The organism is Salegentibacter flavus (assembly GCF_900115145.1).
Taxonomy (GTDB): Bacteria; Bacteroidota; Bacteroidia; order Flavobacteriales; family Flavobacteriaceae; genus Salegentibacter; species Salegentibacter flavus.
Window position 1 is genome coordinate 69,514 of the sequence record NZ_FOVL01000007.1, and the last position, 13,228, is coordinate 82,741.

The 13,228-nt window shown below is 40.3% G+C and carries 8 protein-coding genes; 3 read left to right on the top strand and 5 right to left on the bottom strand.

Annotated features, from left to right (window positions below):
* Positions 1-97: 97 nt before the first annotated feature.
* Entirely contained in the window at positions 98-1,846 is a 1,749-nt protein-coding gene (gene aspS, locus BM266_RS07265) for an aspartate--tRNA ligase (protein ID WP_093407743.1), read from the bottom strand.
* A gap of 227 nt (positions 1,847-2,073) precedes the next feature.
* On the opposite strand from aspS, the gene BM266_RS07270 reads away from it, so the two are divergent.
* A complete protein-coding gene (locus BM266_RS07270; protein ID WP_093407746.1) occupies positions 2,074-2,433 on the top strand; it encodes a toxin-antitoxin system YwqK family antitoxin in 360 nt (119 codons plus the stop codon).
* 54 nt (positions 2,434-2,487) lie between these two features.
* Here the strand turns inward: BM266_RS07270 and BM266_RS07275 are convergent, their stop codons facing one another.
* From BM266_RS07275 to BM266_RS07290, 4 genes are read right to left on the bottom strand one after another with little or no spacing between them, the layout of a single operon-like run.
* Positions 2,488-5,961 (bottom strand): efflux RND transporter permease subunit, encoded by a 3,474-nt coding sequence (locus BM266_RS07275; protein ID WP_093407747.1) that lies wholly within the window; start codon positions 5,959-5,961, stop codon positions 2,488-2,490.
* Between the two features lies 1 nt (position 5,962).
* A complete protein-coding gene (locus BM266_RS07280) occupies positions 5,963-7,174 on the bottom strand; it encodes an efflux RND transporter periplasmic adaptor subunit (protein ID WP_245760402.1) in 1,212 nt (403 codons plus the stop codon).
* Positions 7,164-8,519 (bottom strand): TolC family protein, encoded by a 1,356-nt coding sequence (locus BM266_RS07285; RefSeq protein ID WP_093407750.1) that lies wholly within the window; start codon positions 8,517-8,519, stop codon positions 7,164-7,166. The genes BM266_RS07280 and BM266_RS07285 overlap by 11 nt, the downstream gene beginning before the upstream one ends.
* Positions 8,512-9,129 carry a TetR/AcrR family transcriptional regulator gene (locus tag BM266_RS07290; protein ID WP_093407952.1) on the bottom strand — a complete coding sequence of 206 codons (618 nt, stop codon included), beginning with the start codon at positions 9,127-9,129 and terminating at the stop codon, positions 8,512-8,514. The genes BM266_RS07285 and BM266_RS07290 overlap by 8 nt, the downstream gene beginning before the upstream one ends.
* A gap of 147 nt (positions 9,130-9,276) precedes the next feature.
* Between BM266_RS07290 and BM266_RS07295 the strand changes: the two genes are divergently transcribed.
* Positions 9,277-10,251: a polyprenyl synthetase family protein gene (locus BM266_RS07295; protein WP_093407753.1), complete on the top strand. Its 975-nt coding sequence runs from the start codon at positions 9,277-9,279 to the stop codon at positions 10,249-10,251.
* A 195-nt stretch (positions 10,252-10,446) separates the two neighbouring features.
* Positions 10,447-13,215, top strand: a complete 2,769-nt coding sequence (locus tag BM266_RS07300; RefSeq protein WP_093407755.1) for a 2-oxoglutarate dehydrogenase E1 component — start codon at positions 10,447-10,449, stop codon at positions 13,213-13,215.
* The last annotated feature ends 13 nt before the right edge of the window (positions 13,216-13,228 follow it).

Here is a 13,228-nt window from a genome sequence, read left to right on the forward strand (position 1 = left end):
AAAAACGGATTAATAGTTTTGTAGCTTTAGTGACCACTCAAAAAATTTTTAAGTGAAGGTAAAAAAATCCCGATATGGAATCGGGATTTTTTATCAATTATAATTTTACCTGAAGATGGAGTTCTTCGAGTTGTGCTTTATCAAGGCTTGCAGGAGCATCAATCATAACATCTCTTCCGGCATTGTTTTTCGGGAAAGCGATAAAATCGCGAATACTTTCCTGACCGCCCAGAATAGCTACAAGTCGGTCAAAGCCGAAGGCTATGCCCCCGTGTGGAGGAGCACCATACTGGAAGGCATCCATAAGGAAACCAAATTGTGCTTCAGCTTCTTCAGGAGTAAAACCAAGATAATCGAACATCTTGGCCTGGGTTTCTTTATCGTGAATTCTTATGGAACCACCGCCAATTTCGTTTCCGTTGAGAACAAGATCATAAGCATTCGCACGAACCTTACCGGGTTCTGTTTCCAATAAAGCAAAATCTTCTTTCTTAGGTGAAGTAAAAGGGTGGTGCATGGCATGGTATCGGTTGGTTTCCTCGTCCCATTCCAGAAGTGGGAAATCTACAACCCATAGCGGTGCAAATTCATCTGCTTTTCTGAGGCCAAGTTCGTTGCCAAGATGCATTCTTAAAGCGCTTAACTGAGTTCTGGTCTTGTTGGCGTCTCCTGCCATTACAAGGATCAGATCTCCTTTGTTAGCTTGTGTAGCTTCAGCCCAGGAGATAAGATCTTCTTCAGAATAAAATTTATCTACAGAAGATTTTAAACTTCCGTCATCATTATATTTCGCCCATACAAGTCCGGTAGCACCAATTTGTGGACGCTTGACCCAGGAAACAAGCTTATCGATCTCTTTTCGGGTAAACGAGGCTCCACCTGGAACCACAATTCCCACAACTAATTCCTGCTGATCAAAAACATTAAAACCTTTATTTTTAGCCAGGTCGTTTAATTCGGCAAATTCCATCCCGAAGCGTATATCCGGTTTGTCGTTTCCGTATTTCTTCATCGCTTCAGCATAGGTCATCCTGGGGAATTCCTGAACCTCAACATTATTTACTTCCTTCAGCAGAAAACGGGTAAGGCCTTCAAAAATGTTCAGGATATCTTCTTGTTCTACGAAAGCCATTTCGCAATCTATCTGGGTGAATTCCGGCTGCCGATCGGCACGAAGATCTTCATCGCGAAAACATTTTACAATCTGGAAATATTTATCCAACCCGCCTACCATAAGCAATTGCTTGAAGGTTTGCGGCGATTGCGGAAGCGCGTAAAACTGGCCCTCGTTCATTCGGCTTGGCACCACAAAATCACGGGCGCCTTCAGGTGTGGATTTGATTAGGTAAGGGGTCTCAACTTCGATAAACCCTTTTTGGGAAAGGTAGTTTCGCACCTCCATACCTACTTTATGGCGGAACATTAATTTGTTCTTAACCGGATTTCTGCGTATATCGAGGTATCGGTATTTCATTCGTAAATCTTCCCCACCATCGGTTTCTTCTTCAATGGTAAAAGGAGGAGTTTTGGAAGTGTTGAGAATATTTAATTCTGAAACCAGGACTTCAACCTCACCCGTTGGGATATTAGGGTTTTTAGATTCCCGTTCAATCACTTCTCCGGAAATCTGGATAACGAATTCACGGCCGAGTTTCTGGGCTTTTTCCATTAAATCTCTTGAAGATCGGTTTTCGTCAAAAATTAACTGAGTAATTCCGTAGCGATCCCGTAGGTCTACCCATACCATGAAACCTTTATCTCTTATTTTCTGAACCCATCCCGAAAGTTGGACTTTCTGGCCAATATTAGCAGTATTTAATTCTCCACAGGTGTGACTTCTGTACATGATTTCCCTTAAGTTTTAGTGCCAGCAAAAGTAAGAAGTTCTGGTGGCTTAACAGCTAATTTTTATTTGAAAATCCCACTTTTCCGGTGAATTTTGAATGCAAATTAGGATTTTATAGGCTATTGATAATTAAGGTGTCAGGGATCCAATGTTAATTTAATGTTACGTGAATATTGTTTAAAAGTAAACTTTTAGTTATATTTGTTAAGTTAAGATTATAGATACAAATGAAAAAGATCAGAAATATAGTAATTGCTGCGGTTTTTATTGCCGGAGCAACCATATACGCACAGGATAAGCCTGAGCCGCGTTTTGAAAAAGACGGAGATCTTATTAAAGGTACATTTTATTATGAAGACGGAAGTATTAAGCAGGAAGGTACGTACAAGAACGGGAAACTCCACGGCGAGTGGATTTCTTACAACCAGAGAGGTGAAAAGGAAGCAATCGCCCAATATTCCTTTGGTGACAAGACTGGTAAATGGTTTTTTTGGCATAACAGCCAGTTAACCGAAGTACATTATGACGAAAATAAAATTGCAGGTGTAATCAGCCGGGAAAGCGATTACAAGCTGGACAGAAAATAAATTTAATTTTTAAATAGAAAACCCCGAAGTTGAAGCTTCGGGGTTTTTTGTTTTTTATGCTTTCGCTTCCAGCTTTCTTTGTTTTCGTGCTTCAATTTTATCGGCTGTTTTAACCTTCGCCCGGCTTACCAGGTAAAACATTACCGGTACAATGACCAGGGTTAAGAAGGTCGCGAAGACAAGTCCGAAAATAACTGTCCAGGCCAATGGACCCCAGAAGATCACATTATCTCCTCCAATATATATTTTGGGATCGTAATCTATGAAAAGGCTAAAGAAATCGATGTTCAATCCTATAGCCAAAGGAATAAGTCCCAGTACCGTGGTGATAGCCGTTAAAATCACCGGTCTTAATCTGGAAATTCCCCCTTTTACAATACAATTGAAATACTGCTCGCGGGTTAATAACTGGTCGTCTTCTAACCCCAACTCATTTTTCTTCCGGTCTATGAGGATCTGGGTGTAGTCTACAAGCACGATGGCGTTATTAACCACAATCCCTGCCAGTGAGATAATTCCCATCATCGTCATAATAATAATGAAGTCCATCTGGAAAATAATCAAACCAAAAAATACTCCTACTAAACTAAGCATCACCGCCATTACGATGATTATTGGCTTTGATATCGAGTTGAACTGTGCTACCAGGATCAAAAGGATTCCGCCAATGGCAATAAGCAACGCCTTAAGCAGGAAGCTCATATTTTCTTCCTGTTCTTCCTGTTCCCCGGTGAACTCGAGAGAAATTTCCTTGGGAAGGTCGTAATTCTTCAACTCGGTTTTCAGGCGTTCTACAATCTCGTTTCCGTTGTAACCTTCAAGAACATTGGAGTATAATGTAATTACGCGCTTTAGATCTTTTCTCTTAATTGAGCTAAAAGAGGAAGCCTTATTGGTGGTAACCAGCGAGGAGATAGGTACCTGTACAATTTCCCCGGTATTTTGATCCATAAAGGTTACAGGTTGGTTGAACAAGGCATTTTCATCATAACGGAATTCCTCATTGAAGCGCACATTTACTTCATAGTCGTCATCACCTTCTTTGTAGGTAGAAACCTCTTCGCCATAAATAGCTCTCCTAAGGGTTTGTCCAACTGCTGAAGTAGAAACTCCAAGCTGGCCGGCTTTTCTGCGATCTACTTTTACGTCCAGTTCAGATTTTGATTTATTGACATCAATCTTAAGATTCTCTATTCCGGGGATGCTTAGCCCCTGGATATAGGCCCGCATATTTTCTGCTTCAGCAAGCATTTGCTCATAATCCTCTCCCTTTAATTCCATGTTGATTGGATAACCGGAAGGAGGACCTGCCTGGTCTTTTTCTACAATAACCGATGCTCCCGGAAAGCCCTGTACAGCATCACGCACCTCGCTTAAGACCTTGCTACTTCTCACGCCGCGTCTTTCATTAAACTCCCGCATAGAGAGGGTGATCTTGGCTTTATGTGGCATCTCATTTTGCTGCCCGCCATCAGTCATAGGATTTCCGGAGCCTTCACCAACCTGCGAGATAGCTGATTCGACCATAAAATTATACCCGTCTTCATCTTCGTACTTTTTAATAACTTCAAAAACCTGGCTCTCTATTTTTTTAGTGAGTTCGTTAGTTTTATGAATATCGGTGCCTTCGGGATATTCTATATATGTAATGATCTGTTTAGGTTCATTTTCGGGGAAGAACAATACCTTGGGTTGTACCAACGCGATCAAAACGAAGGATACAAACAGTAGAAACAGTGTTCCGAAGAAAAATAAATAAGCTTTTTTTCCGCGCAGCGCATAGACAAGGGTTCTCTCGTAGAAACTTTCCATCTTTTTGAGGGCTCTTACCTGAAAGAAGTCTACTGCCTTAGAAATAAAATATTTATAAGCCCAAAGCAGGATTACTATCAGGATAAGAATGTTTCCGAAAGCTCTTAGGGCTCCTGTCGCTAATACGAAACCAAGAGTCAGTAGGATTATTCCTGTAGCCCCCAGAATTAGGCTAAGTCGTATCAGACGTTTTTTGGAAAATGATTCTTCCTCAGTTTTCATAAACTGGGAGGTAAGCATCGAATTGATTATCAATGCAACAAATAGTGATGACCCCAATACTATGGAAAGGGTGATTGGGAATATCATCATAAATTTCCCGACAAGACCTGGCCATAATCCCAAAGGGAAAAATGCCGCCAAGGTAGTGGCCGTTGAAGCGATAATAGGCCATGCGATCTCTCCTAAACCTTGTTTTGCGGCCTTGGTTCTCGACATTCCCTGGTCCATCAGGGAGTATACATTCTCCACAACTACAATTCCGTTATCAACCAGCATACCCAGTCCCATTACCAGGGCAAAAAGTACCATGGTATTTAGCGTATACCCCATACTGGAAAGAATGATATAGGAAAGAAACATAGAAAGCGGGATGGCAATTCCTACAAATAGGGAGTTCCTGAAACCGAGAAAAAACATAAGTACCAGGACCACAAGGATAACTCCAAAAATAATATTGTTAACCAGATCATCAACCTGATTAATGGTTTGGGTAGACTGGTCGTTACTGAGGCTTATGTGTAAACTTTCCGGGAGATAATTTTCCTGCTCGGTTTTAACGATCTCTTTGATGCTTTCTACCGCCTCGATCATATTTTTCCCGGCGCGTTTTTTAATATCCAGCATCACTACAGGTTGCCCATATTCCCTTGCGAATGTAGTAGCGTCTTTTTCTTTGAATTTAATTTCAGCGATGTCTTTTAGAAATACAAGGCCACCATCACGTTTAACCACAACATCATTTAATTCATCTGGATCTTCAATTTCCCCGATTATCCTGATATTTTTCTGTGCTCCGCTGGTTATGATATTTCCCCCTGAAATGGTACGGTTTTCTGCATTTACCGAATTCACTATATCATCAAAACTAACCTTGGAAGCCGTCATTTTGTAAACATTAACAGCGATTTCAACTTCCATATCTTCTGCTCCACGAATTCCCGCCTCTTTAATTTGTGGGAGGAGTTCTATTCGCTCCTGAAGATATTCTGCATACTCCTTCAATTGCTGTACAGTATAATCTCCTGTAAGGTTAATATTAAGGATGGGCATTTCTTCGGTAAGGTTCAAATCGAAAACGTTAGGCTCTACTTTGGCACCGTTATCCAGAGTGGGCCAGGTGGTTTCTGCTTTTACCAGATCTACCTTGTCCTTAACTTTTTGCCTGGCAATATCTACCAGGATATCTTCTTCAAATTCAACAATTACCAGCGAATAATCCTGAAGTGTATTTGAAGTGATTTCTTTTACTCCAGCAATATTATTGAATTCCTCTTCCAGGGGTTCTGTAATAAATTTCTCAACATCTTCGGCAGAGTTGCCGGGATTTACCGAACTCACATAAATTTTGGTTTCAATAACCTCCGGAAATGATTCTCGGGGCATATTGTAATAAGACATAAGCCCGCCTACCATAATTATCGCGATAATCACGTAGACCGTCATTTTATTTCCAATGGCCCAGGAAGAAAGTTTGAATTCCTTATCTAATTTCATGTTACTCCTCGTTTCTTATTTTTACTTCCTGACCTTCGCGTAGATTCTTGGCACCTTCTACAATAAGAATTTCTCCCGGTTGTATACCTTCAGTAATCTCTATCTTATCCTGGTAAACATACCCGGTCTCCACGATCTTTTTACGGGCGATCCCTGTTTCGTCATCAGAATCTTTTTCCAGTATATAAACAATATTTTCTCCCAAAGCATTTTGTTGAACCGAATTTTCAGGAATTACCACTGCGTTTTCGGCAGTATAATCGTTAAGTCTTATTGTGGCAATCTGGTTCGGCTTGACCAGTCCATCTTCGTTAGGCAATGCCACCTGAACTCCAAAAGTGCGATTGTTGGGATTAATATAGCTTCCCACCTGTCTCACTTCACCTTCATACTCCCGGTTTATAGAACCAATCTTTATTTTTACCTGGGTGCCCTTTTCTATCATATTGAGGTAATTTTCGGGTACCGCAGCATCCACATACATATTTTCTAAACTTATTAGTCTGAATAACGGACTCTGACCGGGATTCACTACCTGACCCTCATCGGTGATCACCTCATCTATAACTCCGCTAAATGGAGCAGTAATCACTGTTTTGGCAAGACGGGATTTTAATTGCTCCAGCGACCTTTGGATTGCCTCATAATTGGTTTTAGTTTCCAGGTATTGCATTTCTGAGCCTATGTTCTGCTCCCATAATCTTTCCTGGCGTTCAAAACTTGTTTTTGCTAAAGCGACCCGCGTTTCCAATTGGGCAAGCTCACTAGAAAGTCCGCCGTCATCAATAATAGCCAGCGTTTGGCCCTTTCTAACATTCTGACCTTCCTTTATTCTGATATCGATTAATACTCCGGAAAATTCGGGATAGATAATGATATTTTCATCGGTAGCGACATCGCCCTGAACTTCTGCATAATGCTTGAACAAGGTGTCCTGAATAACCTGCGTAGTAACCAGGTCTAACCCGCGGTTTTTATCAAGCTGATTAATGGCCTTGTCCAGTTGGTCTATTTTGGCGGTTAATTCGCTTTGTTGTTGTCCTAATTCAGTTTTTTTTTGCTTGATCTCTGATAGGTCACCGCGTTTTATTATCTCTTCAACTGACTGGTCATCTTTTTTTCCGCAGGAAAAAGTAATAAAGCTTATCGTTAATAGAAGTGCTATTTTCTTCATCGGGATATTTTGATTGCTATTTTTTAATTTAGTTTTCATCAGGGTAATTTGTGGTGTCGAGTAGATTTTCCAGCTCGGCTTTATTGGTGATCACATTCAGCATTGACTGGAGGAAATCCTGCTGTGCGGTATAAAGTTGTCTTTGTGCCTCGCTTAGCTCAAAGCTACTGCCTACACCTTCAAAAAATTTGATTTGGTTTTTGCGTTCTATACGCTCGGAGAGTTCCAGGTTTTTCTTTTGAGTCTGGAAATTTTCAAGGCTATATTCATATTCGATTTTAGCCGAATTTATCTTTCTCAATACATCATTCCTGGTTTCTTCCAGTTCCAATATGGCCTGCTCGTAGGCTATTTTCTTTTGCTGCGTACGGGCACCACGCATCCCGCTACTGAATATAGGGATGTTTAAAGAGATGCCTAAAATTGATTGCCCAAAGTATTCCTGGTCACTGTTAAAAAAGGTGAATTCCTGACTAAAACCCTGAACTCCGTAATTAAGAAAACCGCTTAGACTTGGGAGCGCTTTAGATTTTTCAAGTTTCACCTGAATCTCGGCAGATTGAGCACGGTTTTCAGCAATGCGGTAATCAATATTTTCTTCTACCGGAATTTGGGTTTCAAGTAGACCCATATCAAAATACTCCATTGCCAGCTCATCAAGATCTTCGGTGAGTTCCACAGGTGTTTCTACAGGCAGGCCTAAACTTAATTTGAGGACATCATAAGAAATATCCTGCATTCTACGGCTTCTGCTTAGATTGTTTTTTAAGCGCAGCAAAGTGATCTCCAATTGCTCCACATCTTCTTCTTCGGCGAGACCATTTTTGTAAATCTCCTTGGTCTCATTGTAGTTCTTTTCAACATTGGCAACGTTCTTCTCGAGGATTTCAACACTTTCCTCTGCCAGAAGTACATTTCCGTAGGCATTAATGATGGCTTTTTTAACCTCGTGATTGGTTTTGGTTTTCGCATTTTTGGAAATCTGGAGTAGGGTTTTAGCCGATTGTATTCCCACTATATAAGAGCCGTCAAAAATAAGCTGGTTCCAGGTTGCTGTGGCATTAAGGTTATGCTTGGTGCCAAATACTACCGGCACAAAAGTCCCCGGTTCTTCTCCGGCAATTTCTCCCGGTAAAAGAGTTACCGGTTGTTTCAGATAATTCTGGTAATCTGTAATTGCGCCTAATTGAGGAAGCCCCTGGGCAATGATTTCCCATTTTTGTTTAATAGCAATGTCAATATCCCTTTGGGCATTTACCGAGCTATAATTGTTTTCCAGTCCGAATCGGATCGCTTTTTCCAGAGAAAAGCTGTATCCGTCATCGGTTTCCTGAGCCTGAATTCCTGAGGAAATCAGGAAGATGAGCAGAAAAAGTCTACGCATGATTTATATTTTTTCGTTTGTTTAAAAATTCCTGAAGTGTTTTAAGACCTTTAGGGGTCGAAATTGCCCGGATATGATATTCCACAAAATATTCCATTAACTTGGCATTGCTATACTCTTCTGTGGGAAAGAGATCTTTATCTTTTAACCCCATCATTCCTGTAAAATGAATTCGACTTATAAATGAGATAGGGATGTCGCTACGGTAATGCCCCGTGGTAATACCACATTCAAGATTTTCTATAACACAGCATTGCACCAGTTCATATTGCCTGCTGCTAATGCTCTTGTAAATTTTAGGATAATACTTCTGAAGCTGATATTGCGGCGAGGTCTTTTCGTCCTTCAGGTATTTCATCGAAAAGCTTTTAATCTCGTAAATCTCCTCGATAGGATTCATTTTTTTTGCCCTGATATCCTTGATCCCCTGGTCTATATTCTCAAACAGATGATTGGTGACCGCCTGCACCAGTTTTGTTTTGGTGTCAAAATGGGCATAAATAGTTTTTTTGGATATTGCCATTTCATTAGCGATATCATCCATAGTGACACTTTTAAAACCGAGGTTTAAAAACATCTCGGTAGCTGTATTTAAAATTTTATCTCTCACAAAATTCGGTCTAAAAAAATTGGCTGCAAAAATATAACTTGGAAACTTTATATACAAGGAAAGTTTCCCTGGTTTTTGAATAATTTAACCTGGTCTCTAAATTTGAATTACATTCTATTATGGTATTTTAGCCAAAAAATTGATACGATGAGGTCCATTTCAGAGTACCGGGAAGAATTTTTGGAATATTTAGACACGAAAATTGAAGTAAAAGAGCCAAGAAATCTTTACGAGCCTATGCGATATATTTTGCAATTGGGCGGAAAACGTTTAAGACCTGTTTTAGTGCTTATGGCTACTGAAATTTTTGATGCCGATTACCGCAAAGCCCTTGATGCTGCTCTGGCTATAGAGATTTTCCACAATTTTTCCCTTGTGCACGACGATATCATGGACGATGCCCCGATAAGGCGTGGTAAGAAAACCGTTCATGAGAAATGGGACATCAATACGGGCATTCTTTCAGGAGATGCAATGTTGATAAACGCGTATCAGTTATTTGAAAATTATGAGGATAAGGTCTTCAAAGAATTAGCGCAATTATTTACAAGGACCGCGATGGAGGTTTGCGAGGGGCAGCAGTACGATATGGATTTTGAGGCCCGGGAAGATGTAAGGATTGAGGATTACCTTAAAATGATAGAATACAAAACTGCTGTTTTGGTTGCTGCCTCTCTACAGATGGGAGCTATAATTGCCAGGACTTCAAGAGAATGTAAAGATGCTATATACCAATATGGGAGACTGCTCGGGATCGCCTTTCAGCTGCAGGATGATTACCTGGATGCCTTTGGAGATCCTGAAACCTTTGGAAAACAATTAGGAGGCGATATCATTGAAAATAAAAAAACATTCCTTTATTTAAAGGCCATTGAACTATCTGGTAAGCGGGAAGCCAGGCAGCTAGAGCATCTTTACTCTATTAATCCGGCCGAGAGTTTGGGAAAAGTTGAGGCAGTAAAGTCAATTTTTGAAAAAAGTGGCGCCGCCAAGCTCACCCGGACCGAAATTGAAAAATACACCCAAAAGGCTTTTGATGTCTTGGATAAGATAGATTTGAAGGAAGATAAAAAAGCTCCTTTGCGAAAATTTGGAGAAAGTTTAATGGAAAGACAGGTTTAACTTAAGCTCCAGCACAATTCTGAAAATTATGTGAAGTATTTTTAAATACTCTAATTACCCTGATAATACGCAGGTTTTCTATGTTAAATTTCTTATAAGAGATAAGATAAATTTATCGTTTTCTACAGGCCCTTTTTTTAAAAATTGTATTTTTGTCCTGTTTTCAAGATTTTAAAGAAACATTAGTTTCCACTTATGGATAGATTCTCATTTTTAAATGCTGCACACACAGCATATTTCGCCGAACTTTACGATCAATACCTTCAATACCCGGACAGTGTAGAGCCCAGTTGGAGGGCTTTTTTTCAAGGATTTGATTTTGGGATGGAGCAAAATGGCATTTCGCCTGATACCCTTGAGGACGCTCCGGTAAACTTTGAAGAGGGAGAGATACCTGATCACGTGATCAAAGAATTTCGGGTTATTCGCTTAATAGATGGGTACCGAACCCGGGGTCATTTATTTACAAAAACCAATCCTGTAAGGGAACGTCGTAAATATTCACCAACTCTTGATATAGAAAATTTTGATCTTTCAAAAGAAGATCTGGATACTGTTTTTAATGCCGGGGACGTATTGGGCATAGGTCCAAAAACGCTTAAAGAAATAATCACTCACCTTGAGAATGTTTATTGCGATTCTATAGGGATCGAGTATATGTATATTCGTAAACCGGAAGAAATTTCCTGGATCCAGGCAAAACTCAATGTAAACGAAAATCATCCTTCATTTAGTTCGGAAGAGAAAAAACAAATTCTCAAAAAATTAAATGAAGCGGTGTCCTTTGAATCTTTTCTCCATACCAAATATGTAGGCCAAAAGCGATTTTCTCTGGAAGGGGGGGAGAGCCTGATTCCTGCCCTCGATTCCATAATTGAAAAGGCGGCGGAGATAGGAGTTAAGGAGTTTGTGATGGGAATGGCCCACCGCGGAAGATTAAATACGCTAACCAATATCTTCGGAAAAAGTGCAAAAGATATTTTTAGCGAATTTGACGGAAAGGATTACGAGCAGGATATTTTTGACGGGGATGTAAAATATCACCTTGGATGGTCTTCAGGCCGAATTACCGATAAAGGAAAAGGAATTAATATTAATATTGCTCCGAACCCATCTCACCTGGAGGCTGTAGGTCCCGTAGTAGAGGGGATTACCCGGGCAAAACAAGATCGACGCTACGAGGGAGATACCAGTAAAGTACTTCCTATCCTGGTTCATGGGGATGCTGCTATTTCGGCTCAGGGAGTGGTATATGAAGTAGTGCAAATGGCTCAATTAGACGGTTATAAAACCGGCGGAACCATTCATATTGTAGTTAATAACCAGATTGGCTTTACCACTAATTATTTGGACGGTCGTTCTTCTACGTATTGTACCGATATAGCGAAAGTGACTCTTTCTCCTGTACTTCACGTAAATGCCGATGATGTTGAAGCAGTGGTTCACTCTATTCTATTTGCACTGGAATTTAGGATGAAGTTTGGTCGCGATGTATTTATCGATTTGTTGGGATATAGAAAATATGGGCATAATGAAGGGGATGAACCCAGATTTACCCAACCTAAACTTTATAAAGCAATTGCCAAGCACAATAACCCCAGAGATATTTATGCCGAAAAGCTTAAAAAGGAAGGGGTTATTGAAGAAGACTATGTAGGGAAACTCGAGGAAGAATATAGAGCCAAACTAGACGAAAATCTGGAAGACTCCAGAAAAGAAGAAACTACCAGGGTGACACCATTTATGTATGAGGAATGGGAAGGCTTTGAATCAGTGCGGCAAGAGGGAATGTTGGAAGCCATCGATACCACTGTGGATATTAAGAAGCTGGATGAGGTAGCAGAAACTATTTCGAAATTGCCCGGGGATAAAAAATTCCTTCGAAAGATAAACAAGATTATAGAGGGTAGGAGGCAGATGTATTTCGAAGATAACAAGCTTGACTGGTCTATGGCAGAGCATCTGGCTTATGGCACCCTAATGACCGAAGGTTATAATATTCGACTTAGTGGCCAGGATAGTGAAAGAGGGACCTTCTCTCACCGTCACGCCGTATTAAAAGTTGAAGATAGTGAAGAGGAAATTATCCTTCATAATAATATTCCCGATAGAGATGGGGATATATTTATTTATAATTCTCTTTTATCTGAATATGGGGTTTTAGGTTTTGATTATGGTTATGCCATGACGAGCCCAAGAACGCTTACCATTTGGGAGGCCCAATTTGGTGATTTTGTGAATGGCGCCCAGATCATTATTGATCAATATATTTCTGCCGCCGAAGATAAATGGAAATTGCAGAACGGATTGGTGATGTTTCTGCCACATGGATATGAAGGACAGGGAGCAGAACACTCCTCTGGAAGAATGGAGCGTTTTCTTCAGCTTTGTGCAAGGGATAATATGTATGTAGCCGATGTTACTACCCCGGCCAATATGTTCCATATCCTTAGAAGACAAATGAAGGCGGGATTTAGAAAACCCCTTATCATCTTTACTCCTAAAAGTTTGTTGAGACATTCAAAAGTTGTTTCATCAAAAGAAGAGTTTGCTAATGGTAGTTTCCAACCATTCCTTGATGATGAAGAGGCGAAGGTCGAAAAGATAAAAACTCTTGTTTTCTGTACCGGTAAATTCTATTATGATCTCTTGGAATTTAAAGAAAAAAATAGTCGCGATGATGTAGCACTGGTAAGGCTGGAGCAGTTATTCCCACTACCGGTTTCAGAAATGAAGGAAGCCCTTAAGAAATATAAAAATGCCGATGACATTGTTTGGGCACAGGAAGAACCCAGAAATATGGGAGCCTATGGCCATTTATTGCTGCATTTTGATGAAGCGAAGAACTTCAGGGTTTGTAGCAGAAAATTCTACGGTTCGCCGGCTGCCGGTAGCTCAGTGAGGTTTAAAAAGCGTCACGAAAAAGTTATCGCCTGCGTATTTGATAAAAATTTAGAAGAATAAATAATAAGAAGTA